Genomic DNA, 22,201 nt, shown 5'->3' with positions numbered 1-22,201 from the left:
GTTCGCGCATAACAAACGGCGCTGGCGCTGAGCTCCCCGGCAGAGGCCCAGCGCGACAGGCACCATTTATCCTATTTGCTACGAAACTTCGCCCGGAAAAGTACGAAGAAGTGAATTAGCCTTTCAACTTTTCGGCAAGCGTGTGGCCGAGGCGGGCGGGAGACGGAGACACTGTAATCCCAGCCGATTTCATCGCATCGGTCTTGGAACCGGCGTCGCCCTTGCCGCCGGAGATGATCGCGCCGGCATGGCCCATGCGGCGGCCGGGAGGCGCGGTGACACCGGCAATGAAACCGACCATCGGCTTCTTGCGGCCGCGCTTGGCCTCGTCCTTGAGGAACTGGGCGGCGTCTTCCTCGGCGGAACCGCCGATCTCGCCGATCATGATGATCGATTCGGTCTTGGGGTCGGCGAGCAGCATTTCCAGCACGTCGATGAACTCGGTGCCCTTGACCGGGTCGCCGCCGATGCCGACCGCGGTGGTCTGGCCGAGGCCTTCCTGCGAGGTCTGGAACACGGCTTCATAGGTCAGCGTGCCGGAGCGGGAGACGATGCCGACGCTGCCGGTCTTGAAGATGTTGGCGGGCATAATGCCGATCTTGCACTCGCCGGCGGTCATGACGCCCGGGCAGTTCGGCCCGATCAGGCGCGACTTGGAACCGGCCAGCGAGCGCTTCACGCGCACCATGTCGATAACAGGAATGCCTTCGGTGATGCAGACGATCAGCGGGATCTCCGCGTCGATGGCTTCGCAGATCGCATCGGCCGCGCCCGGCGGCGGCACGTAGATCACCGACGCATCGGCACCGGTCTTCTCACGCGCCTCGCGCACCGTGTCGAACACCGGCAGGCCCAGATGCGTGGCGCCGCCTTTGCCCGGCGAGGTGCCGCCGACCATCTTGGTGCCGTAGGCGAGCGCGGCCTCCGAGTGGAAGGTGCCGTTCTTGCCGGTGAAGCCCTGGCAGATGACCTTGGTGTTCTTGTCGATCAGGATGGACATGAGGTCTGCTTTCGCGAACTAACGAGTGAGAGGTCAGTGGATGCGGCGGTAGATGCCGGTGAGCACGTCGGCCCAGCCTTCCGCGTCCGGCGAGAACTGGATCTTCAACGAGTAGGAATTGTCGTCGATGATTTCGTAGACGTGGCGCGCATTGCCGCGGAGCGAGCCGCGCACCAGCGTCAGGGTCTTGCCGACCCAGCCGCCGGAGGCGGGCGAGGGCGGCGTATAGCCGAGCGAGTCGTACCAGAACAATTTGTAGGTCCGGTCCTCACGATCGTAGGTGAAGAGGCCGTGGGTGGCGAAGACCTGCTTGCCGTCGCGGATCTGGACAGCATCTTGGATCAGGTAGAATCCGTTCAGGTCCATGCGCGCGACGACATGCGAAGTTGCCGGCCCACCCTCCGTCCAGCGTGACGGGAAGACCACCTCTTCGCCATTCCATTCGCCGGCGAACGCGGCGAGGCGCGTGTGCTCTGCAAGCGGAGATGATGCGGCGAGATGGTCCTGGGTCATGGCCTCAGCCTCCCTTGACGGCCTTCACGATCTTCTGCGCGGCGTCGTCGAGATTGTCGGCCGGCACCACGTTCAGGCCGGATTCACGGATGATCTTCTTGCCGAGCTCGACATTGGTGCCTTCGAGGCGAACCACCAGCGGCACGCTGAGGCCGACCTCGCGCACGGCGGCCGTGACGCCCTCGGCGATCACGTCGCACTTCATGATCCCACCGAAGATGTTGACCAGGATGCCCTTCACGTTGGGATCGGCGGTGATGATCTTGAAGGCGGCCGCAACCTTCTCCTTGCTGGCGCTGCCGCCGACGTCGAGGAAGTTCGCCGGCGCCATGCCGTAGAGCTTGATGATGTCCATCGTCGCCATGGCGAGGCCGGCGCCGTTGACCATGCAGCCGATGTTACCGTCGAGGGTGACGTAGTTGAGATCGTATTTCGACGCCTCGATTTCCTTGGCGTCTTCCTCGGTCTCGTCGCGTAGCGCGAGCACCTCGGGATGACGGAACAGCGCGTTGTCGTCGAACGACACCTTGGCGTCGAGCACGCGGAGCTGGCCCTGCTTGGTCACGACCAGCGGGTTGATCTCCAGCATCGACATGTCCTTGGCGACGAAGGCGGTGTAGAGCTGCGCGGTGAGCTTTTCGGCCTGCTTGGCGAGATCGCCGGACAGCTTCAGCGCGTTCGCAACGGTGCGGCCGTGATGGCCCATGATGCCGGTCGCGGGATCGATCGAGAAGGTGACGATCTTCTCGGGCGTGTTGTGCGCGACGTCCTCGATGTTGACGCCGCCTTCGGTCGACACCACGAAGGAGACGCGGGAGGTCTCGCGGTCGACCAGGAGCGAGAGATAGAATTCCTTGTCGATGTCGGAGCCGTCCTCGATATAGAGGCGGTTGACCTGCTTGCCGGCGGGGCCGGTCTGGATCGTCACGAGGGTCGCGCCCAGCATCTGCTTGGCGAATTCGGTGACCTCAGCGGCCGACTTGGCGATGCGGACGCCGCCCTTGTCGCCGGCCGAGGCTTCCTTGAACTTGCCCTTGCCGCGGCCACCAGCGTGGATCTGGCTCTTCACCACCCAGACCGGGCCCGGGAGGGCCTTGGCGGCAGCTTCCGCGTCCGCGGGCTTCAGGACGGGGACGCCCTTTGAGATCGCGACGCCGAACTCGTTCAGCAGCGCCTTAGCCTGATATTCATGGATATTCATATGGTCGCTCCCTGAACCCGCGGGCGGTGACCTCTAGGGCCCACCTCAGTCTTGTGGCTGGCATACCATATACCACAGGAACTGCAACCCGGATTCTTTGACATCGAGATCTCTGGACTGCCGAACCGGGCGCCGCCCGACGCGGGGCCCGGAAATGAAACCGCCGAAGACCGGTTTTTCGATCTTCGGCGGGGATTGCTCTCGCTTAGCGGCCGAGAAGATCGGGTGCGATCTTCTTGCAGGCATCGACCAGGCCCTGTACGGCGCCGACCGACTTGTCGAACGCCTCGCGGTCCTTGCCGGTGAGCTCGATCTCGACGACGCGCTCGACACCCTTGGCGCCGATCACGACGGGCACACCGACATACATGTCCTTCACGCCGTATTCGCCGTTGAGGTAGGCGGCGCTGGCCAGCACGCGCTTCTTGTCCCGCAGATAGCTCTCGGCCATCGCGATCGCGGAAGCAGCAGGCGCGTAGAAGGCCGAGCCGGTCTTGAGCAGATTGACGATCTCGGCGCCGCCGTTGCGGGTGCGGTCGACGATCTCGTCGAGGCGCGCCTGCGAGGTCCAGCCCATCTTGACGAGGTCGGGCAGCGGAATGCCGGCGACGGTGGAGTACTTCACCAGCGGCACCATGGTGTCGCCGTGTCCGCCGAGCACGAAGGCGGTGACGTCCTCGACCGAGACGTTGAACTCGTCGGCCAGGAAGTAGCGGAAGCGCGAGGAATCCAGCACGCCGGCCATGCCGACGACCTTCTTGTGCGGCAGGCCCGAAGCCTTCTGCAGCGCCCACACCATCGCGTCGAGCGGGTTGGTGATGCAGATGACGAAGGCGTCGGGGGCGTATTTCTTGATGCCGGCGCCGACCTGCTCCATGACCTTCAGGTTGATGGAGAGGAGATCGTCGCGGCTCATGCCGGGCTTGCGCGGCACGCCGGCGGTGACGATGCAGACTTTGGCGTTGTCGAGGGCTTCGTACGAATTGGCGCCGGTGTAGTGCGCGTCAAAACCGTCGACCGGCGAGGACTGGGCGATGTCGAGCGCCTTGCCCTGCGGCACGCCCTCGGCGATGTCGAACATCACCACGTCGCCCAGTTCTTTCAGGCCGATGAGATGAGCCAGCGTTCCGCCGATCTGACCGGAGCCAATCAAAGCAATCTTGTCGCGCGCCATGTGAACCTGTCCTTTAGACACGTTAAGGAGGGGAAAACTGAGACGGGTGGTTATCCCTTTCGCTCCCCCCGTTCAAGTCGGTGGATGCCCAATTGTCGGGCTTGGCGAACATTGAAGCGCATCCCTGTCATTCCGGGGCGCGACGAAAGTCGCGAGCTACGATGCGCAATTGCGCATCTGAGAATCCATAACCACCAGCGGGAGTATGGATTCCGGGCTCGTCGCTTTGCGACGCCCCGGAATGACAGCGCTGGCAAATAGGACTTAAGTCTCCACCAGACCCTTGGTGGAGCCGCTGGCGGTGGAATCCTTGCGGCCGTGAGGCAGCGCCAGATAGGATTCCGAGCTCATCTCGATCAGGCGCGAGGCCGTCCGCTTGAACTCCATGGCCTCGTTGCCCTCGTGGGCGAGGTAGAGCGAGATCGGATTGGCATCGGCCGAGGCCATCAGCTTCACGGCATTGTCATAGAGCGTATCGATCAGCGTGATGAAACGCTTGGCGGCGTTGCGCTGGGAAAAATCCATCACTGGAATATGGTCGACCAGGATGGTGTGATAGTCGTGCGCGAGGCGGAGGTAGTCGGACGCGCCGAGCGGTTTTTCGCAGAGATCCGCAAATCCGAACCGCGCCACGCCATGGGCCGAGCACGGCACGTGCAGGATGCGGCCCTTGAACGAAATATCGCGCGACTTGCATTTGGCGCCGCCGGTCATCTTCGACCAGGCGCGGTCGAGGGCTGCGTCCGCGTCGCCGTCGGCCGGCGTCAGCCACATCGGCACGCCCTGAAGCTTTTCCAGGCGGAAATCCGTGCGCGCATCGAGCCGCAACACGTCCATGTGGTCGGTGATCTGCTTGATGAAGGGCAGGAACAGCGAACGGTTCAGGCCGCCCTTGTAGAGATCGTCGGGTGCGACGTTGGAGGTCGCGACCACCACGGTGCCGAGCTCGAACAGCTTTGCGAACAGGCGGCCGAGGATCATCGCGTCCGCGATGTCGGTGACGTGGAATTCGTCGAAGCAAAGCAGCCAGCTTTCCTCAAAGATCGCGTTCGCGGTCAGCGTGATGACGTCGCCATCGGCGATCTCGCCGCGCGAGATGCCCTGGCGATAATCGTAGATGCGCTCATGCGCTTCCGCCATGAACTCGTGGAAATGCGCGCGGCGCTTGTGCTCGACGGTACTGTGCTGGAAGAACAGGTCCATCAGCATGGTCTTGCCGCGGCCGACTTCGCCATGGACGTAGAGCCCGCGCGGCGCCTCGTCCTTGTCGCCGCTGAACAAACGGCTGAGCAGGCCCTGCTTGCGCTGCGGCTTGTAGTTCGCGAGCCGTTGGTCGAGCGCCGCATAGGCTTCGGCGATGTCGGCCTGCGCAGCATCGGGCTCGATCGCGCCGGACGCGATCTGGGCCTGGTATGCCTCGCGGAATGAGGAACTGGGGGTGGAGAGCATGGCTCTTTACCGCCAGAGATGCGCGGAAATTGCAAGCCGTGAATTGGTGGGCGGGGTATGCGTTCCGCGTCCCGGACGCGCTACGGGAAGCAGTGACGGTGCGCAGAGCGGGGACCCACTATTTCGTACATCCATCGTGGAGCGATGGGCCCCGGCCCAGCAGCGCACCGCCGTAGCGTGTCGAAGACGCGCGTAAACGCGCTGATGGCGCTGCGCCGCGTCCGGGGCACGAGAGCGGTGCTACTCACACAGCTCGTAGGCGTCCTCGACCACATAGGGGCCGCCGCCGGTCGATGCGCGGGACGAGAACAAGACAAACCGTTCGGCCATGAACGCCTTGCTCGGGAAGTAACCGCGCAGCGAGAGATAGTCGGCGACGTCGCGGTCGGACGCGTCGTGCAGCCGGGCCAGCGTGACATGCGGGGTGAACTTGCGCCCCTCAGGGTCGAGGCCGATCCGCTGCATCATGCGTTCGAGCTCGGCCTGCAATTCCATCAGCGGCTTGCTCGGCGCGATGGTCGCGACCACCGCGCGCGGCTTGCGGCCGCCGAAGCTCATGAGCCCCTGCACCTTCACCTCGAAGGGCTTGCGATCAACGCGAAACAGCATCGATGCGATCTCGTTGGCGGACATGCCGTCGATATCGCCGATGAAGCGCAGGGTAACGTGATAATTTTCGGGATCGATCCAGCGGGCGCCGGGAAGGCCGCCCCGCAAATTGGAAAGCGTCTGGCCGATCTCGGCCGGAATTTCCAGACCTGTGAACAAACGCGGCATCGTTTCGCACTCCCGATGCTTGGGCATGATCCCTGGGAAGGATCATATCCAAATTGTAGAGCCGGCGACGAATCACCGGTACCCTGATTCCTATCGCAGTTGTGTGACTCTGCGAAGCATCGCGCGCCTCACCCCGGTAAAACCCTGGGAATTACGGTTAGCGCTGCCCGCTTTTCAGCGGCGCTGCTCGCTTATGTTGCGCAAAAATGCCTCCACGGTGGGCATGATGTTGTTAACGATAATGTCGACGCCGGCCGCGGTCGGATGAATGCCGTCGGCCTGGTTGAGCTTGGCGTCGGCCGCGACACCGTCGAGGAAGAACGGATAGAGCGGCACGTCGAATTTTTTCGCAAGATCCGGATAAATCGAATTGAAGCGCGCGGCGTATTCCGCGCCGTAATTCGGCGGCGCCAGCATGCCGCACAGCATCACCGCGATCTTGCGTGCCTTCAATCGCTGGACGATGTCGGTCAGCGCAGTACGCGTCAAATCGGGGTCGATGCCGCGCAGCGCGTCGTTGGCGCCGAGCTCGATGATCACGCCGTCGGTTCCGTCCGGGACCGACCAGTCGAGCCGGTCACGGCCGCCGGACGAGGTATCTCCGGACACGCCCGCATTGGTCATCTCGACCGCTATGCCTTTGGCCTGCAAGGCTTTTTGAAGTTTTGTGGGGAATGCGTCCTGGGCCGGGAGGCCGAGGCCAGCGCTCAGGGAATCGCCGAGAACGACCAGCTTGACCGGCTTTGCCGCTTCGGCCCATGCCGGATCCGCCACCGTCATCAAAGCGATCATCAACACGGCTATGTGCATGAAGAATCCGTAACGCCTCTCGACCGCGTATGCGGAGTTGCCATATGACCGGACCATGGACAGTCGCATCGAAACCTCTTCGCTCGCCGGCACCGCGCCGGACACCATCGCCATCTCCAACGTCAATCTTTCATTGGGTACGGGCGCGGCACGCGTTCACATCCTCAAGGATATCAGCCTGCGGGTCGCCTCGGGCGAGACGATCGGCCTGATCGGCCCGTCAGGCTCGGGCAAATCCACGCTGCTGATGGTGATGGCGGGGCTGGAGCGTCCTGATAGCGGAGAGGTGGTGGTGTCAGGCACGCCTTTCAATGCCCTCGACGAGGACGCGCTGGCCCGCTTCCGCGGCCGCCAGGTCGGCATCGTCTTCCAGTCCTTCCATCTGATCCCGACCATGACGGCGCTCGAGAACGTCGCCGTGCCGCTCGAACTCGCCGGCAACCCTGACGCTGCAAGACGCGCGGCGCAGGAGCTGCAATCGGTCGGGCTTGGCGATCGCCTGCATCACTATCCGACGCAGCTGTCCGGCGGCGAGCAGCAGCGCGTCGCGCTCGCCCGCGCGCTGGCGCCCGATCCCGCCATCCTCGTCGCGGACGAGCCGACCGGCAATCTCGACGAGGCCACCGGAAAACAAATCGTCGATCTTCTGTTCACCAAACATGCCGAGCGCGGCATGACGCTGGTGCTGGTCACGCACGATTCCTCGCTCGCGCAGCGCTGCGATCGCGTGATCCGCCTGCGCTCCGGCCGCATCGACACCCAGTCTGCACCGGCATGAGCATCGCGGCCGAACCGTTCGCGAAGCCCAACGGCGTCGCGCTGTCGCTGCGCTACGCGCTGCGTGAATTGCGCGGAGGCCTGCGCGGCTTCTATGTCTTCATCGCCTGCATCGCGCTCGGCGTGATGGCCATCGCCGGCGTCGGCTCGGTCTCGGCGAGCCTGAGCGACGGTCTCGCGCGCGAGGGCCGTACGTTGCTCGGCGGCGACGTCTCCTTCGTGCTGTTCCAGCGCGAGGCGAAGCCCGAGGAGGTCTCCTTCCTGCGCTCGCGCGGCACCGTCTCCACCGCCGCGACCTTGCGCGGCATGGCGCGCGCCGCCGACGGCCAGCTCGCGCTGGTCGAGATGAAGGCGGTCGACGACACCTATCCGATGCTGGGTCAGCTGACGCTGGCGCCGCCGCTGCCGATGTCCGACCTGCTCGCGGAGCGCGACGGCGCGTTCGGTGCCGCCGCCGATCCGACGCTGCTGGCGCGGCTGTCGCTGAAGACCGGCGACCGCGTCACCATCGGAAGCGCAACGTTCCAGATCCGCAGCACCGTCGAAGCCGAGCCCGACAAGCTCGCCGGCGGCATCGGTTTCGGGCCGCGCTTCCTGATCAGCGAGGCGGGTCTGCGCGCCACCGGCCTGATCCAGCCCGGCAGCCTGGTGCGCTGGGTGTACCGGGTGAAGCTGCCTGATACCGGCAACAGCGAGCGCGCCACCGACGCCTTCATCGCGGACGCGCGCAACGCCGCGCCGCAGGCCGGCTGGGAGATCCGCAGCCGCTCCAATGCCTCGCCGCAGCTCGAGCGCAACATCAACCGCTTCACGCAATTCTTGACGCTGGTCGGCCTCGCCGCGCTCCTGGTCGGCGGCGTCGGCGTCGCCAATGCCGTCAAGAGCCATATCGACCGCCGGCTCGAGGTCATCGCGGCCTTCAAGGCGGTCGGCGCCACCGGCCGCGACGTGTTCGGCATCTATCTGGCGCAGGTCCTCCTGCTGGCGGGAATTGGCTCGGTGATCGGCCTTGCGCTCGGCGCCGCCATGCCGTTCGCCATCGTCGGCCTGTTCGGAAAACTGCTGCCGCTGCCGGTGGTGCCGGCCGTGCATGCCGACGAGCTCGCGCTGTCCTTCGTCTATGGCCTGCTCACGGCGCTCGCCTTCGGCCTGTGGCCGCTCGGGCGCGTGCACGACGTGCCAGTCGCCGCGCTGTTCCGCGACACCATCAGCTCCGAATGGCACCGGCCGCGCTGGAGCTATGTCGTGTTCATGGCCGTCGTGATCGCGCTGCTGATCGCGGTCGTGATTGGATTGTCCTTCGACAAGCGCATCGCCGCGGTGTTCGTGGCCTCCTCCGTCGTCGTATTCGCCCTGCTCCGCGGCATCGCCGCCCTGCTGATGACGATCGCGCGCCGGCTGCCGCGCACGCGCCTGCCGATGCTGCGGCTGGCGATCGCCAACATCCACCGGCCCGGCGCGCTGACGCCCTCCGTCGTGCTGTCGCTCGGGCTCGGGCTCGCCGTGCTCGTCACCATCACCCAGATCGACGGCAATCTGCGCCGGCAGTTCCTTGCGGCCCTCCCCGAGCACGCGCCGTCGTTCTTCTTCATCGACATCCCGAGCACGCAGGCCGAGCAGTTCGACGGCTATCTGCGCCGGATCGCGCCGGGCGCAAAGGTCGAGGACGTGCCGATGCTGCGCGGCCGCATCGTCGCCGCGCGCGGCGTGCGTGCCGAGGACCTCAAGCCCACCACCGATTCCGAATGGGTGCTGCAAAGCGACCGCGGCCTGACCTATACCGCCGAATTGCCGAAGGGTTCCAAGGTGGTCGAGGGCGAATGGTGGAGCGCCGACTATTCCGGCCCGCTGCTGGTCTCGATGGAGAAGAAGATCGCCGACGGGCTCGGTCTCAAGCTCGGCGACGAGATCGTGGTCAACGTGCTCGGCCGCGACATCCCGGCCAAAATCGGCAATCTGCGCACCATCGACTGGCAGGGCATGGGCATCAATTTCGTGCTGGTGTTCTCGCCCAATGCCTTCAAGGGCGCGCCCCACACCCATATCGCGACGCTGACTGAGGCCGGCGGCACTGCGGCCGGCGACGGCAAGATCATCAGGCAAGTCGCCGACACCTATCCGATGGTGACGAGCGTGCGCGTGCGCGAGGTGATGGAGACGGTCGGCTCGGTCGTGACCAATCTGGCGCTGGCGATCCGCGGCGCCAGCGCGGTGACCCTGATCTCGGCGATCCTGGTGCTGGGCGGCGCGCTCGCCGCCGGCCACCGCCACCGGGTCTACGATGCGGTGATCCTCAAGACCCTCGGCGCGACCCGGCTGCGGCTGCTCGGCGCCTACGCCCTCGAATACCTGCTGATCGGACTTGCCACCGCGGTGTTCGGCGTGATCGCCGGCAGCGTCGCGGCCTGGATGATCGTGACGCGGCTGATGACGCTGAGTTTCGTCTGGCAGGCCGGCAGCGCGGCCGGCGTGGTCGCGGCGGCCCTGGTCGTCACGGTCGGACTTGGGCTCGCTGGGACGCTGCTGGCATTGAACAAAAAGCCCGCCACGGTGTTGCGGAATTTGTGACAAATGGTAGCGGGCGACCCCGCGATGTCGGAATCGCACGATTCCAGCGATTAACCACGTCTGCTCGCCAGGATTGCGGGCGAGGGCGACATTCAGCCGCGCGTGGACGGTTGCAGCGAATGTGTTAGTTTCCCACATATCCAATGGGTTCGGACCCCCGATTATGAGCCAGAATTTAGTCGGCACAGATCGGTATCCGAGATAGAATTTGACGAACCGGCGGCATGGCGACCCTCATGCCGGACCGGGCTAACCAACGGGAATTCGACCATGTCGGACCTAGACCGTAACTACGCTTCTCCTTTCGGCAGGGCCGCCGGGCGTGTTGACGCCGCGACGGTCGATGCCGGCCTGCGCGCCTATATGCTGCGCATCTACAATTACATGAGCATCGGCCTCGCCATCACCGGCCTGGCCGCGCTCGGCGTCTATATGGCCGCCGTGACCGACGTTCCGACCCCGGAGGCCGTCCGCGTCGGCAAGCTGTTCCTGACGCCGTTCGGCTACGCGATGTTCGTCAGCCCCCTGAAGTGGCTGTTCATGCTCGCGCCACTCGCGATGGTGTTCGTGATCTCGGCGGGCATCAACCGTCTCGCCCCCTCGACCGCGCAGATCCTGTTCTGGGTGTTCGCGGCGCTGATGGGCATCTCGCTGTCCTCGATCTTCCTGGTGTTCACGCACACCTCGATCGTGCGGGTGTTCTTCATCACCGCGGCCACGTTTGGCGCACTGAGCCTCTACGGCTACACCACCAAGCGTGATCTGACCGGGATGGGCTCGTTCCTGTTCATGGGCCTGATCGGCATCATCATCGCGAGCCTGGTCAACCTGTTCCTGGCGAGCACGATGCTGCAGTTCATCGTCTCGGTGGTGGGCGTGCTGGTGTTCGCGGGCCTCACCGCCTGGGATACCCAGCGGCTGAAGAACGACTACATCTACGGCTACGCCTCGGCCGGCGGTGACATCGCAGAGCGTGCGGCCATCACCGGCGCACTGTCGCTGTACCTGAACTTCATCAACCTGTTCACGCTGCTCCTGCAGCTCCTTGGCCAGCGCGACTAAGCGCTTCGACGAGAGAACGGATACGAACCCCGGCCGAGAGGCCGGGGTTTTTGTTTGGGCCGGGATGCGCGACGCCCCCCCGCTTGTCATCGCCCGCCTTGTGCGCAATTGCGCACTGGGGCGGGCGATCCAGTACGCCGCAGCGGCTCGGTTCTAGCCGCGCTGTCTCGGAGTACTGGATGCCCCCCTGCGCGGGGCATGACAGCGGAGAAGATTGGAGGGCTGCTGCGCTGGCAATGACGGAGCATGGGGAAGCGGCGTTGCCCCTTCCAGTGACCGCGGGAAGGCTCTAATCTCGCCGCCATGTCCGCACCTGAGATCAGGCCCGCCATTGAGGCCGACCTTCCCGCCATCACCGCCATCTACAAGCAGGCCGTCCGCGAGGGCACCGCGACATTCGAGCTGGCGCCGCCGGATCTGGCCGAGATGACGCGCCGCTACCGCGCGCTGATCGACGGCGGCTATCCCTATTTCGTCGCCATCCTCGATCGTAGCGTCGCCGGCTATGCCTATGCCGGCGCCTACCGACCGCGGCCGGCCTACCGCTTCACGGTCGAGAACTCGATCTATCTCGATCCCGCGTTCCACCGCCGCGGCATCGGCTCATTGCTGCTGGACCGGCTGATCGCTGAATGCGAGGCGCGCGGCTTCCGCCAGATGATCGCGGTGATCGGCGATTCCGCCAATGCCGGCTCGATCGGCGTGCACACGCGCGGCGGTTTCAAGATGATCGGCACGCATCCCAATGTTGGCCTGAAATTCGGCCGCTGGCTCGACACGGTGATGATGCAGCGGGATCTGGGCGAGGGCGCGAGTACGGTGCCGAAATAACCTCGGTCTCGTAGGGTGGGCAAAGCGACTTGTCCGCCGTAGCTCGGAGAGCGAAGGCGGAAGCGTGCCCAGCATGCCCGGTGATTGAGGAAAGATGGTGGGCACGGCGCGGTGCGCCTTTGCCCACACTACGGCACCGTCCGTAAGGCTAAACCACCGCCAATTTTCGATCGATCACCAGCAGCACGCGCTCGAGCTCGTGGCCGCGGCGCAGGATCAGGCCGGTCGCCGAGATCACGCTGTACATGCCCTGCTTGCGCGCCAGCCGCGGGTCCTTCTCGATGCGATAGATCGGCACCTCCGAGGCGCGGCGGAAGACCGAGAACACCGCGCGGTCCTTCAGGAAGTCGATGGCATAGTCGCGCCACTCGCCGTCGGCGACCATGCGGCCGTACAGGTTGAGGATGCGGTTCAGTTCCAGCCGGTTGAATGTCACCCGGTTGGGTTGGGCATTCGCAGCGGTGGGGCGCGCCACGGCGCGCTGCTCGCTCGGATCGGCATCCTCCGGCGTCAGACTCATCGAGCGCCTCCTCATCTCGCGGCATGATCGCATCCGCGAAGGACCGTCCCCGGAACCGCGGATCATGACAATTGCATGATCGCGCCAACTGTTCCCCGCCGCAAGGGGCTCTTCACTCAACTGATTGAATCGGGTGCGAATCGGAGCACACGCAGGAGTGGAATTCTGTCGCGGCAAACCGTCACGGGATCGTTAGAAGGAATCTTGATATCGCCGCTTTTCCGCCAAGCGCCTGCCGCCCTGCATTGCGAAAAGACCTGTGTGCGTTGACCCGGTCCTTTCGGTTCCGGATTCCTCAGCCCCCAGCCCCCCGGGGCCGTCAGGATCGGGTCTGTACGCGCGACAAGGAGGGCCAACGCAAGTTGGTCCTTTTTGGTTTGTGCCGAGATGTTTCCGGCACGACCAACTTCTCTCTGATTAACGCGAAGACAACTCTCACCCCTCATCGTGGGGAGCCGCGAAGCGGTGACTCGCAGGATGAAGGCCGCGCTGCATCAGCCGCGCCTGCATGGTTCTCGCGGCGATGCGTAGCATCGTCCGCCTCGCGCGCGAGGGCGCGCTCCTCACCATGAGGCGTGAGAGCGAGTGCGACGTTGGCGAGAGAGATCGGATCTAGTGCAGCGACGTGTACGCCGCGCCAAGCATCGCACCCGGCTTCTCACGGCTGCCGTCCTGGACATAGACCACAGCGCCGTCGACGCCGTCGCGCGTGAGATTTTCCAACGGCACCGTCCAGCTTTCCGGACGCCCGTTCCAGTCGCCGACCTTGAGCAGGTTGCGCACGACGTTGTGATAGGTGATCTGCTGTCCGCGATTTTCGCCGCGGCTGATTGCGATCGGCACCGATTTCGTGATCGAGCAGATCCAGACCTCACCGTGCGAGACCGCCGACTCCTTGCTCGCCGCCACCGACACGTTGATCTGCTTGCCTGCAAGCGACATCGTCACCGGCACGCTCATTACGCCTGTGCCGTTGTCGGTCTTGCCGATCGCGCTCTCGATGCCGGCGCGATCGCTGCCGATGACATGCGTCGAACCGTTGACCACGACTTGCGGCGTATAGACCTCGCGGTCGCCGCGCATGCGCGAATAGGCGCGCTGCCGCGCCGAGAAGCGCGAATCCGCAAGCGTGTCCTTCCAGCCGAGATAATCCCAATAGTCGATCGGCATGCTCAGCGCGATGATCGACGGGTCGTTGGAGAGATCGCCGATGACCTGGTCGGCGGGCGGGCAGGAGGAGCAGCCCTGCGATGTGAAGAGCTCGACTACGGCGCGAGGATCAGCCTCGGCGGGACGGATGACGGCGACGATGGCGCAGATACCAAGTGCTCCCGACCAGAGTGCACCGGACCAGCGCGAAACCAGATTAGAAGCCATCATTGCAGTCATGTTGAACGTCACACCTCGCACGCGTGGGGGAAGATCCTATCGCCTGATGGTCACCGTAGTCTTACGGGCATCGTACACTCAACCGTCCGGGGCGAGGTTTTCCGCCGGGCGGGACCATCGGACGCGTGTTCTAACGCACGAAGGCGGCCTTGTGATAGGCCGCCCTCGTTTAACCTTCTACTCACGTCGCGGTGAGCCACCGTTCACAAATTCGCGCTTAGGCCGCGAGCTTGCGCAGCACGTAGTGCAGAATGCCGCCGTTCCGGTAGTAATCGAGCTCATCCAGCGTATCGATGCGGCAAAGCAGCGAAACCCGCTGCAACGAACCGTCGCCGGAGACGATCTCCGCGGTCAGCTTCTGACGCGGCTTCAGGTCGCCGACCAGGCCGCGCAGCGTGACCTTCTCGTCGCCCTTCAGGCCGAGCGACGACCAGGAGGTGCCTTCCTCGAAGGTCAGCGGCAGCACGCCCATGCCGACCAGGTTGGAGCGGTGGATACGCTCGAAGCTCTGGCAGATCACGGCGCGGACGCCGAGCAGGCGCGTGCCCTTCGCAGCCCAGTCGCGCGAGGAACCGTTGCCGTATTCGGCACCGGCGAACACCACCAGCGGCACCTGCTCCTGCTGGTACTTCATCGCGGCGTCGTAGATCGACATCTGCTCGCCGTCGGGCCAGTGCTTGGTGAGACCGCCTTCCGGGATATTTCCGTCAGCGCCCTTCAGCATGAAGTTCTTGATGCGGATGTTGGCGAAGGTGCCGCGCATCATCACTTCATGGTTGCCGCGACGCGTGCCGTACTGGTTGAAGTCGGCCGGACGCACCTGGTGTTCGCTGAGATATTTGCCGGCGGGCGAGGTGAGCTTGATCGAACCGGCCGGCGAGATGTGGTCGGTGGTGATCTTGTCGCCGAACATGGCGAGGATGCGCGCCTCGATGATGTCGGTGACCGGCTCCGGCTCCTTCTTCATGCCGTCGAAATAGGGCGGGTTCTGCACATAGGTCGAGCTCATGTTCCAGCGGTAGGTCTCGCTCTCGACCGTCTTGATCTTGCGCCAGTTGGTGTCGCCCTTGAACACGTCGGCATACTTCTTCTTGAAGATCGACGCGGTCACGAACTTCTTCATGAAGGCGTTGATCTCCTTCGTCGTCGGCCAGATGTCCTTGAGGTACACCGGCTTGCCGTCCTTGCCTTCACCGAGCGGCTCGACGGCGAGGTTCTTGGTGACGCTGCCCGCAAGCGCGTGGGCGACGACCAGCGGCGGCGAAGCGAGATAGTTCGCCTGCACGTCCGGCGAGACGCGGCCTTCGAAGTTGCGGTTGCCGGAGAGCACGGCGGCCGCGACGATGCCGTTGTCGTTGATCGACTTCGAGATCTCCTCGGGCAGCGGACCGGAATTGCCGATGCAGGTGGTGCAGCCGAAGCCGACCAGGTTGAAGCCGACCTTGTCGAGATCGGCCTGCAGACCGGAATCGGCGAGATAGGCCGCGACCACCTGGCTGCCCGGGGCGAGCGACGTCTTCACCCACGGTTTTGCCTTGAGGCCCTTGGCGGCAGCGTTGCGCGCAAGCAGGCCGGCGCCGATCAAGACGCTCGGATTCGAGGTGTTGGTGCAGGAGGTGATGGCGGCGATCACGACGTCGCCATGACCGATCTCGAAGTTCTTGCCGTCGACGGCAAAGCGCTTCCCGGGCTCGTCGGTCTTCTTGTACTCGGTGCCGAGCGCGAGCGAAAAGCCTTCGGCGACCGACGGCAGCGCGATGCGGCCTTCGGGACGCTTCGGACCGGCCATCGAGGGAACGACGTCGCCGAGGTCGAGGGTCAGCGTTTCCGTGAACACCGGATCGGCCGACTTGGCGGTGCGGAACAGGCCCTGCGCCTTGGCATAGGCCTGCACCAGCGCGACGCGCGCCGGAGCGCGGCCGGAGGTCTTGAGGTAATCGAGCGCAGCAGCGTCGACCGGGAAGAAGCCGCAGGTCGCGCCATATTCCGGCGCCATGTTGGCGATGGTCGCCTTGTCGGCGACGGACAGGTGATCAAGGCCGGGACCGAAGAACTCGACGAACTTGCCGACCACGCCGAGCTTGCGCAGCATCTGCGTCACGGTCAGCACGAGGTCGGTGGCGGTGACGCCTTCCTTCATCGCGCCCTTCAGCTTGAAGCCGACGACGGTGGGCAGCAGCATCGACAGCGGCTGGCCGAGCATGCAGGCTTCCGCCTCGATGCCGCCGACGCCCCAGCCGAGCACGGCGAGACCGTTGACCATGGTGGTGTGGGAGTCGGTGCCGACCAGCGAGTCGGGATAGGCGACCTCGAAGGTGCCGGTCTTCTTGCCGACCGTCATCTTCTCCTTCTTGGTCCAGACCGTCTGGGAGAGATATTCGAGATTGACCTGATGGCAGATGCCGGTGCCGGGCGGCACGACCGAGAAGTTCGAGAACGCCTTCTGGCCCCACTTCAGGAACTCGTAGCGCTCCTGGTTCTGCTTGTATTCCTCGGTGACGTTCTTGCCGAAGGCCTTGTTGTCGCCGAAGAAATTCACGATCACGGAGTGGTCGATGACGAGGTCGACCGGCACCAGCGGGTTGATCTTCTCGGCATCGCCGCCGAGCTTCTGCATCGCGTTGCGCATCGCGGCGAGATCGACCACGGCCGGCACGCCGGTGAAATCCTGCATCAGCACGCGGGCCGGGCGGAATGCGATCTCATGCTCCAGCGACTTCTTGCGCAGCCACTTCGACACCGCCACGATGTCTTCCTTCTTGACCGTGCGGCCGTCCTCGTTGCGCAGGAGGTTCTCGAGCAGAACCTTCATCGAATAGGGGAGTTTCGAAATTCCCTTCAGACCATTCTTCTCGGCCGTGGGCAGGCTGTAATAGACATAGGTCTTGGCGCCGACCTTGAGGGTCTTTTTGCATTTGAAGCTGTCGAGCGAGGTCATGTAGGAAATCCCAATTGTTAGTTATACCCGGCAAGGGGTATTTTAACACCGTCAGCGAGTCCGGCTGGGTCGCTTGCAGGGGCAGGTTAAGTTGCTGCATCAAGTAGTTCCGGGCTTATAGAAGCTTTCTAACCGCGCCGCCACAGCCACAAACGTGCCGCAGCAATCCGCGAGCCAAAAATTCCCATGCGCTACCCCAAGATTTCCTGAGGCCAGGCTTTGAGCGGATTGAACCAAGGCAAGATGCAGCTGTCCGGACGCGGGGTCGTCTGCGTGCGCGGCGGCCGCGAGGTGTTCTCCGGGCTCGATTTCGAGGCGGTCTCGGGCGAGGCCGTGGCGGTCGTGGGCCGCAACGGCTCGGGCAAGACCTCGCTGCTGCGGCTGATCGCGGGTCTGCTGATTCCGGCCGGCGGGACAATCGCGCTCGCCGGCGGCGATGCCGAGCTGACGCTGCCGGAGCAGTGCCACTATCTCGGCCATCGCGACGCCCTGAAGCCAGCACTGAGCGTGGCGGAAAACCTGTCATTCTGGGCTGATTTTCTGGGCGGCGAGCGCAGTGATGCGGCCAAGAGCCTCGCCATCGTCGGGCTCGATCACGCCACTCATTTGCCGGCCGCCTTCCTGTCCGCCGGCCAGCGCCGCCGTCTGTCGCTGGCCCGGCTGCTGACGGTGCGCCGCCCGGTCTGGCTGCTGGACGAGCCGACTACGGCGCTGGACGTGGCCGGCCAGGAGATGTTCGAGGGCCTGATGCGGGAGCATCTGGCCCGGGGCGGCATGATCATCGCTGCGACCCATGCGCCGCTCGGCATCGATTCGCGGGAGCTGAGGATTGGGGGTTCAGCATGATTCCGATGGACCCTCAGTTTTCCAAGCGGCCGGGCCCGGCTCTCTCCGTTCCCTCCCCCCTTACGGGGGAGGGTCGGGGAGAGGGGTGCGGCACGGTAGGGCGATTCGGTTCTAGCGCTGGGGAGGCGAGCGCTCTGTCGCTCGCCGTCAGCCCTTCAAAAGCATCTCTCTCGGGGCTACCCCTCTCCCCCGCCCTCCCCCGCAAGGGGGGAGGGAGCGCAGTTTGCCTGGGGCACGAATCAGGCTCCCATGGCGGCCTCGACGTCGGATACACCCCATGACCGCCCTGTCCGCCCTCATCCGCCGGGACATCCGGATCGCGCTCCGCGTCGGCGGTGGGGCATTGATCGGCGTGCTGTTCTTCCTGACCGTCGTCGTCCTGATGCCGTTCGCGGTGGGGCCGGATCTGGCGCTGCTGTCGCGGCTCGGGCCGGCGATCCTGTGGCTCGGCGCGCTGCTGGCAAGCCTGCTCACCCTGGACCGGCTGTTCATGGCCGACCACGAGGACGGCTCGCTCGACCTGATCACGATGAGCCGAACGCCGCTGGAACTCGCCTGCGCCGCCAAGGCGCTGGCGCATTGGCTGGCCGCCGGCCTGCCACTGATTGTCGCAACCCCGGTGCTCGGCCTGCTGCTCAACCTCGACATGGTCGCGACCGGGGCGGTGGCGCTGACGCTCCTGGCCGGTACGCCGGCGCTGACCTTCACCGGCATGATCGGCGCGGCGCTCGCGGTGACGCTGCACCGGGGTGGACTGTTGATGGCCGTGCTGGTGCTGCCGCTGTCGATCCCGGTGCTGATTTTCGGGGTCGCGGCCTCGCAGGCCGTGATCGTCGGTCCCATGACGTTCGGCGCGCCGTTCTCGATCCTGTGCGCGCTGTCGCTGGTCAGCCTCGTCATCGGCCCTTTCGCGGCGGCGGCGAGCCTGCGCCATGGTCTCGATTGAAATGGGCCGGATGCCCTTGACCCCGATCAACTTTCGCTGCGCGCTTTTATGCTGATTGCGTGAGTGCTGACCTGTGATTATCAGAATACCATGACGCTGATCGATCTCGCCAATCCGACACGGTTCCTCGCGCTGACGGCGCGGCTGCTGCCGTGGCTTGTGGCCGCGACCGTCATCCTGCTCACCATCGGCCTCTACCAGTCCGCTCTCGCGCCCGACGACTACCAGCAGGGCGCGACGGTGAAGATCATGTTCATCCACGTGCCCAACGCCTGGCTGTCGATGTTCGTCTGGGGCGTGATGAGCATCGCCTCATTGGGCACGCTGGTGTGGCGGCATCCGCTCGCCGACGTCGCCGCCAAAGCCGCCGCGCCGATCGGCGCCGCCTTCACCTTCCTCGCGCTGCTCACGGGATCGCTGTGGGGCCGGCCGATGTGGGGCACCTATTGGGAATGGGACGCGCGGCTGACCTCGGTGCTGATCCTCTTCCTGATGTATCTCGGCCTGATGGCGCTGTGGCGCGCGGTCGAGGATCCCTCGCGCGCGGCGCGCGCCGCCGCGGTGCTGACGCTGGTCGGCGCGATCAACCTGCCGATCATCAAGTTCTCGGTCGACTGGTGGAACACGCTGCACCAGCCGGCGTCGGTGATGCGCATGGGCGGCTCGACGCTCGACAAATCGTTCCTGATTCCGCTGCTGCTGATGGCCATCGCGTTCACGCTGCTGTTCGTCACGTTGCATATCGCGGCGATGCGCAACGAGATTTTGCGCCGCCGTGTCCGCTCCTTGCAGATGATGCAGGCGAGCCAGAAGGCCGCATGACGATGTCACTTGGTCCCTACGCGTCCTTCATCGTGACGTCCTATGCCGCGGCCGCGCTCGTCGTCGTGATCCTGATCGGCTGGATCGTGCTCGACTATCGCAGCCAGACCGAGCGCCTGCGCGAGCTCGACCGCAGCGGCGTCACGCGCCGCTCCGGACGCAGCGCAACGGACACGCCGTGAGCGATCAATCATGAGCGATCAACCGACTTCCGCTCCGCCGCAGCGCCGCACCTTCCTGATGGTGCTGCCGCTGATCGCCTTCATCGCCCTGGCGCTGCTGTTCTGGTTCCGGCTCGGCAGCGGCGATCCCTCGCGGATTCCGTCCGCGCTGATCGGCCGGCCGGCGCCGCAGACCGCGCTGCCGCCGCTCGAGGGATTGCAGGCCGACAGCGCGCAGGTACCGGGCCTCGATCCCGCCGCGTTCAAAGGCAAGGTCAGCCTGGTCAATGTCTGGGCGTCCTGGTGCGTACCCTGTCATGACGAAGCACCGCTCCTGACCGAACTGGCAAAAGACAAGCGCTTCCAGCTCGTCGGCATCAACTACAAGGACGCGGCCGACAACGCGCGCCGTTTCCTCGGCCGCTACGGCAACCCGTTCGGCCGCGTCGGTGTGGACGCCAACGGCCGCGCCTCGATCGAATGGGGCGTCTATGGCGTGCCGGAGACGTTCGTCGTCGGGCGCGAAGGCACCATCGTCTACAAGCTGGTCGGACCGATCACGCCGGACAATCTGCGCACGGTGTTGTTGCCGCAGATGGAGAAGGCGTTGAAGGCAGGGAGCTGAGCTCCGCTCTCGCGCGAGCGCAGGGGCCAGCACCACGCACCGCTGTCATGCCCCGGCTTGACCGGGGTATCCAGTACGCCGCGGCCTCACCGTATCTCACGACTGTCTCTGGAATACTGGATCGCCCGGTCAAGCCGGGCGATGACAGTTGAGTGTATGGCCGCATTTCAGCTCGCAATGACGAGCTGAGAGACCGTCAGCCCTTCCGCACATCCCCCGCGTCGGCCTCGCTCGCCTCCAGCGACGCCGGCTCGATCCCGTAGCGCTTGGTCAGCGGCATCTGGGCGATGGCGAAGACCATCGTGATCGGCGTGACGCCGAACACCTTGAAGTTCACCCAGAAATCCGTGCTCTGGGTGCGCCAAACGATCTCGTTCAGGATGGCCATGCCGGCGAAGAACAGCGCCCAGCGCAGCGTGAGGATGCGCCAGCCCTGCGGGGTCAGGTTGAACATCTGGTCGAACATGACGGCGATGAAGGAGCGGCCGAACAACAGGCCGCCGCCGAGGATCGCCGCGAACAGGCCGTAGATGATGGTCGGCTTGACCTTGATGAAGGTCTCGTCGTGCAGCACCAGCGTCAGCGTGCCGAACACCAGCACGATCACGCCTGTCACGATCGCCATGATCGGGATATGGCGCGTCACCACATAGGACGCGATCATCGCCGCCACGATCGCGACCATGAAGGCGCCGGTCGCGGCGAACAGATTGAACTTCGCATTCACGAAGAAGAACACGAGCAGCGGACCGAGCTCGGTCGCGAGCTTGAACAGCGGATGCGGCTGGGTCTTGTCCATTCTCAGCTTTCGATTCCGGCGATCGCACGGGCGAAATCGCGCGCGGTGAACGGCGCGAGATCGTCGACGCCTTCGCCGACGCCGATGAAATGCACCGGCAGTTTGAATTTCTCCGCGAGCGCCACCAGAATGCCGCCGCGCGCGGTGCCGTCGAGCTTCGTCATCACGAGGCCGGTGACCCCCGCCGTGCGATGGAAGGCCTCGACCTGCGACAGCGCGTTCTGGCCGACCGTAGCATCAAGCACCAGCAAGACGGCATGCGGCGCAGTGTCGTCCACCTTGCGGATCACGCGCACGACCTTTTCGAGCTCGTTCATCAGCTCGGCCTTGTTCTGCAGGCGGCCGGCGGTGTCGATCAGGAGCACGTCGATGGCCTGCTCCTTCGCTGCCGTCAGCGCGTTGAAGGCGAGGCTTGCCGAATCCGAGCCCTGGGTGCCAGCGATGACCGGCGTCCTGGTGCGCTCGCCCCAGACCTTGAGCTGCTCGATCGCGGCCGCGCGAAACGTGTCGCCGGCGGCCAGCATCACCTTGCGGCCCTCGGATGCGAATTTTTGCGAGAGCTTGCCGATGGTCGTGGTCTTGCCGGAACCGTTGACGCCGACCACGAGGATGACGAACGGCTTCTTGGCCGTATCGATCTCGAGCGGCTTTGCCACCGGCGCCAGCACCTTCTCGACCTCGGTGGCGACGACGTCCTTGACCTCGTCCGCCGAGATCGCCTTGTCGTAGCGGCCCGTGCCGACGGCGTCCGCGATCCGCACCGCGACCGACGTGCCGAGGTCGGCGCGCAGCAGCACGTCCTCGATGTCGTCGAGCATGGCGCGGTCGAGCTTGCGCTTGGTGACGAGGTCGGCGACCGCGGTCCCGAGCGAGGACGAGGTGCGCTTCAGCCCGTTGGACAGGCGGCGCCACCAGCTCAGCTTGGGGGGATCTGACGTGGTATCGTTCATGGTGGCGGTGTGTTAGCCGTTCCGGCTCCCAAACGAAAGTGTT

21 protein-coding genes are annotated in these 22,201 nt (G+C 64.9%); 9 read left to right on the top strand and 12 right to left on the bottom strand.

The features are described 5' to 3' along the window. Positions 1–115: 115 nt before the first annotated feature. From sucD to AB7245_RS02065, 7 genes are all read right to left on the bottom strand, one after another. Positions 116–1,000 carry a succinate--CoA ligase subunit alpha gene (sucD, locus tag AB7245_RS02095; RefSeq protein WP_025575976.1) on the bottom strand — a complete coding sequence of 295 codons (885 nt, stop codon included), beginning with the start codon at positions 998–1,000 and terminating at the stop codon, positions 116–118. 33 nt (positions 1,001–1,033) lie between these two features. Further along, positions 1,034–1,513: a DUF1579 family protein gene (locus tag AB7245_RS02090; protein ID WP_063980414.1), complete on the bottom strand. Its 480-nt coding sequence runs from the start codon at positions 1,511–1,513 to the stop codon at positions 1,034–1,036. 4 nt (positions 1,514–1,517) lie between these two features. Next, positions 1,518–2,714 (bottom strand): ADP-forming succinate--CoA ligase subunit beta, encoded by a 1,197-nt coding sequence (gene sucC / locus AB7245_RS02085; protein WP_063980413.1) that lies wholly within the window; start codon positions 2,712–2,714, stop codon positions 1,518–1,520. 205 nt (positions 2,715–2,919) lie between these two features. Then, positions 2,920–3,888, bottom strand: coding sequence for a malate dehydrogenase (gene mdh, locus AB7245_RS02080; protein WP_063980412.1), 969 nt, complete (start codon positions 3,886–3,888; stop codon positions 2,920–2,922). A 264-nt stretch (positions 3,889–4,152) separates the two neighbouring features. Continuing rightward, the gene (zapE, locus tag AB7245_RS02075; RefSeq protein ID WP_063980411.1) at positions 4,153–5,337 is read right to left on the bottom strand and encodes a cell division protein ZapE; all 1,185 of its coding nucleotides are present in this window, start codon (positions 5,335–5,337) and stop codon (positions 4,153–4,155) included. A 240-nt stretch (positions 5,338–5,577) separates the two neighbouring features. Then, positions 5,578–6,114, bottom strand: a complete 537-nt coding sequence (gene thpR, locus AB7245_RS02070; RefSeq protein WP_063985994.1) for an RNA 2',3'-cyclic phosphodiesterase — start codon at positions 6,112–6,114, stop codon at positions 5,578–5,580. A 174-nt stretch (positions 6,115–6,288) separates the two neighbouring features. Further along, a complete protein-coding gene (locus tag AB7245_RS02065; protein ID WP_063985993.1) occupies positions 6,289–6,924 on the bottom strand; it encodes an arylesterase in 636 nt (211 codons plus the stop codon). 55 nt (positions 6,925–6,979) lie between these two features. On the opposite strand from AB7245_RS02065, the gene AB7245_RS02060 reads away from it, so the two are divergent. The 4 genes from AB7245_RS02060 (at position 6,980) to AB7245_RS02045 (ending at position 12,162) form a co-directional block, all read left to right on the top strand. Continuing rightward, a complete protein-coding gene (locus tag AB7245_RS02060; RefSeq protein WP_063980410.1) occupies positions 6,980–7,702 on the top strand; it encodes an ABC transporter ATP-binding protein in 723 nt (240 codons plus the stop codon). Further along, a complete protein-coding gene (locus tag AB7245_RS02055) occupies positions 7,699–10,269 on the top strand; it encodes an ABC transporter permease (RefSeq protein ID WP_063980409.1) in 2,571 nt (856 codons plus the stop codon). The genes AB7245_RS02060 and AB7245_RS02055 overlap by 4 nt, the downstream gene beginning before the upstream one ends. A gap of 270 nt (positions 10,270–10,539) precedes the next feature. Then, entirely contained in the window at positions 10,540–11,331 is a 792-nt protein-coding gene (locus AB7245_RS02050; protein WP_014490629.1) for a Bax inhibitor-1/YccA family protein, read from the top strand. Between the two features lie 303 nt (positions 11,332–11,634). Next, positions 11,635–12,162 carry a GNAT family N-acetyltransferase gene (locus tag AB7245_RS02045; RefSeq protein WP_063980408.1) on the top strand — a complete coding sequence of 176 codons (528 nt, stop codon included), beginning with the start codon at positions 11,635–11,637 and terminating at the stop codon, positions 12,160–12,162. A 148-nt stretch (positions 12,163–12,310) separates the two neighbouring features. Here AB7245_RS02045 and AB7245_RS02040 read toward each other — a convergent pair whose 3' ends face one another. The 3 genes from AB7245_RS02040 to acnA form a co-directional block, all read right to left on the bottom strand. Further along, complete coding sequence (locus AB7245_RS02040) at positions 12,311–12,682, bottom strand: DUF2794 domain-containing protein (RefSeq protein ID WP_063980407.1); 372 nt, start codon at positions 12,680–12,682, stop codon at positions 12,311–12,313. A 612-nt stretch (positions 12,683–13,294) separates the two neighbouring features. After that, positions 13,295–14,071, bottom strand: a complete 777-nt coding sequence (locus AB7245_RS02035) for a DUF1223 domain-containing protein (protein ID WP_063985992.1) — start codon at positions 14,069–14,071, stop codon at positions 13,295–13,297. Positions 14,072–14,288: 217 nt separating this feature from the next. Then, the gene (gene acnA, locus AB7245_RS02030) at positions 14,289–17,009 is read right to left on the bottom strand and encodes an aconitate hydratase AcnA (RefSeq protein ID WP_063980406.1); all 2,721 of its coding nucleotides are present in this window, start codon (positions 17,007–17,009) and stop codon (positions 14,289–14,291) included. 243 nt (positions 17,010–17,252) lie between these two features. Here acnA and ccmA point away from each other — a divergent pair, with 243 nt between their 5' ends. From ccmA to AB7245_RS02005, 5 genes are all read left to right on the top strand, one after another. Then, positions 17,253–17,855: a heme ABC exporter ATP-binding protein CcmA gene (gene ccmA / locus AB7245_RS02025; protein ID WP_063985991.1), complete on the top strand. Its 603-nt coding sequence runs from the start codon at positions 17,253–17,255 to the stop codon at positions 17,853–17,855. Positions 17,856–18,132: 277 nt separating this feature from the next. Then, positions 18,133–18,801 carry a heme exporter protein CcmB gene (gene ccmB / locus AB7245_RS02020; RefSeq protein WP_028150494.1) on the top strand — a complete coding sequence of 223 codons (669 nt, stop codon included), beginning with the start codon at positions 18,133–18,135 and terminating at the stop codon, positions 18,799–18,801. A gap of 90 nt (positions 18,802–18,891) precedes the next feature. After that, positions 18,892–19,623, top strand: a complete 732-nt coding sequence (locus AB7245_RS02015; RefSeq protein ID WP_063980405.1) for a heme ABC transporter permease — start codon at positions 18,892–18,894, stop codon at positions 19,621–19,623. After that, a complete protein-coding gene (ccmD, locus tag AB7245_RS02010; protein WP_014490637.1) occupies positions 19,620–19,805 on the top strand; it encodes a heme exporter protein CcmD in 186 nt (61 codons plus the stop codon). The genes AB7245_RS02015 and ccmD overlap by 4 nt, the downstream gene beginning before the upstream one ends. 10 nt (positions 19,806–19,815) lie before the next feature. Further along, positions 19,816–20,409, top strand: coding sequence for a DsbE family thiol:disulfide interchange protein (locus tag AB7245_RS02005; RefSeq protein ID WP_063980404.1), 594 nt, complete (start codon positions 19,816–19,818; stop codon positions 20,407–20,409). A 196-nt stretch (positions 20,410–20,605) separates the two neighbouring features. Here AB7245_RS02005 and AB7245_RS02000 read toward each other — a convergent pair whose 3' ends face one another. Together AB7245_RS02000 and ftsY are read right to left on the bottom strand one after the other, a co-directional pair. Beyond that, the gene (locus AB7245_RS02000) at positions 20,606–21,208 is read right to left on the bottom strand and encodes a septation protein A (protein ID WP_063980403.1); all 603 of its coding nucleotides are present in this window, start codon (positions 21,206–21,208) and stop codon (positions 20,606–20,608) included. A 2-nt stretch (positions 21,209–21,210) separates the two neighbouring features. Further along, the gene (gene ftsY / locus AB7245_RS01995; RefSeq protein WP_063980402.1) at positions 21,211–22,158 is read right to left on the bottom strand and encodes a signal recognition particle-docking protein FtsY; all 948 of its coding nucleotides are present in this window, start codon (positions 22,156–22,158) and stop codon (positions 21,211–21,213) included. Positions 22,159–22,201: the final 43 nt, after the last annotated feature.

The sequence above is a fragment of the Bradyrhizobium sp. 604_D8_N2_3 genome (assembly GCF_051810765.1).
Lineage (GTDB): Bacteria > Pseudomonadota > Alphaproteobacteria > Rhizobiales > Xanthobacteraceae > Bradyrhizobium > Bradyrhizobium barranii.
This window is presented reverse-complemented; position numbering and strand designations above follow the sequence as displayed.

Bases quoted from the DNA above. Each gene is read 5' to 3' on its own strand.
- sucD (WP_025575976.1), bottom strand. From the start codon at position 1,000: ATGTCCATCCTGATCGACAAGAACACCAAGGTCATCTGCCAGGGCTTC.
- AB7245_RS02090 (WP_063980414.1), bottom strand. From the start codon at position 1,513: ATGACCCAGGACCATCTCGCCGCATCATCTCCGCTTGCAGAGCACACG.
- sucC (WP_063980413.1), bottom strand. From the start codon at position 2,714: ATGAATATCCATGAATATCAGGCTAAGGCGCTGCTGAACGAGTTCGGC.
- mdh (WP_063980412.1), bottom strand. From the start codon at position 3,888: ATGGCGCGCGACAAGATTGCTTTGATTGGCTCCGGTCAGATCGGCGGA.
- zapE (WP_063980411.1), bottom strand. From the start codon at position 5,337: ATGCTCTCCACCCCCAGTTCCTCATTCCGCGAGGCATACCAGGCCCAG.
- thpR (WP_063985994.1), bottom strand. From the start codon at position 6,114: ATGCCGCGTTTGTTCACAGGTCTGGAAATTCCGGCCGAGATCGGCCAG.
- AB7245_RS02065 (WP_063985993.1), bottom strand. From the start codon at position 6,924: ATGCACATAGCCGTGTTGATGATCGCTTTGATGACGGTGGCGGATCCG.
- AB7245_RS02060 (WP_063980410.1), top strand. From the start codon at position 6,980: ATGGACAGTCGCATCGAAACCTCTTCGCTCGCCGGCACCGCGCCGGAC.
- AB7245_RS02055 (WP_063980409.1), top strand. From the start codon at position 7,699: ATGAGCATCGCGGCCGAACCGTTCGCGAAGCCCAACGGCGTCGCGCTG.
- AB7245_RS02050 (WP_014490629.1), top strand. From the start codon at position 10,540: ATGTCGGACCTAGACCGTAACTACGCTTCTCCTTTCGGCAGGGCCGCC.
- AB7245_RS02045 (WP_063980408.1), top strand. From the start codon at position 11,635: ATGTCCGCACCTGAGATCAGGCCCGCCATTGAGGCCGACCTTCCCGCC.
- AB7245_RS02040 (WP_063980407.1), bottom strand. From the start codon at position 12,682: ATGAGTCTGACGCCGGAGGATGCCGATCCGAGCGAGCAGCGCGCCGTG.
- AB7245_RS02035 (WP_063985992.1), bottom strand. From the start codon at position 14,071: ATGACTGCAATGATGGCTTCTAATCTGGTTTCGCGCTGGTCCGGTGCA.
- acnA (WP_063980406.1), bottom strand. From the start codon at position 17,009: ATGACCTCGCTCGACAGCTTCAAATGCAAAAAGACCCTCAAGGTCGGC.
- ccmA (WP_063985991.1), top strand. From the start codon at position 17,253: ATGCAGCTGTCCGGACGCGGGGTCGTCTGCGTGCGCGGCGGCCGCGAG.
- ccmB (WP_028150494.1), top strand. From the start codon at position 18,133: ATGACCGCCCTGTCCGCCCTCATCCGCCGGGACATCCGGATCGCGCTC.
- AB7245_RS02015 (WP_063980405.1), top strand. From the start codon at position 18,892: ATGACGCTGATCGATCTCGCCAATCCGACACGGTTCCTCGCGCTGACG.
- ccmD (WP_014490637.1), top strand. From the start codon at position 19,620: ATGACGATGTCACTTGGTCCCTACGCGTCCTTCATCGTGACGTCCTAT.
- AB7245_RS02005 (WP_063980404.1), top strand. From the start codon at position 19,816: ATGAGCGATCAACCGACTTCCGCTCCGCCGCAGCGCCGCACCTTCCTG.
- AB7245_RS02000 (WP_063980403.1), bottom strand. From the start codon at position 21,208: ATGGACAAGACCCAGCCGCATCCGCTGTTCAAGCTCGCGACCGAGCTC.
- ftsY (WP_063980402.1), bottom strand. From the start codon at position 22,158: ATGAACGATACCACGTCAGATCCCCCCAAGCTGAGCTGGTGGCGCCGC.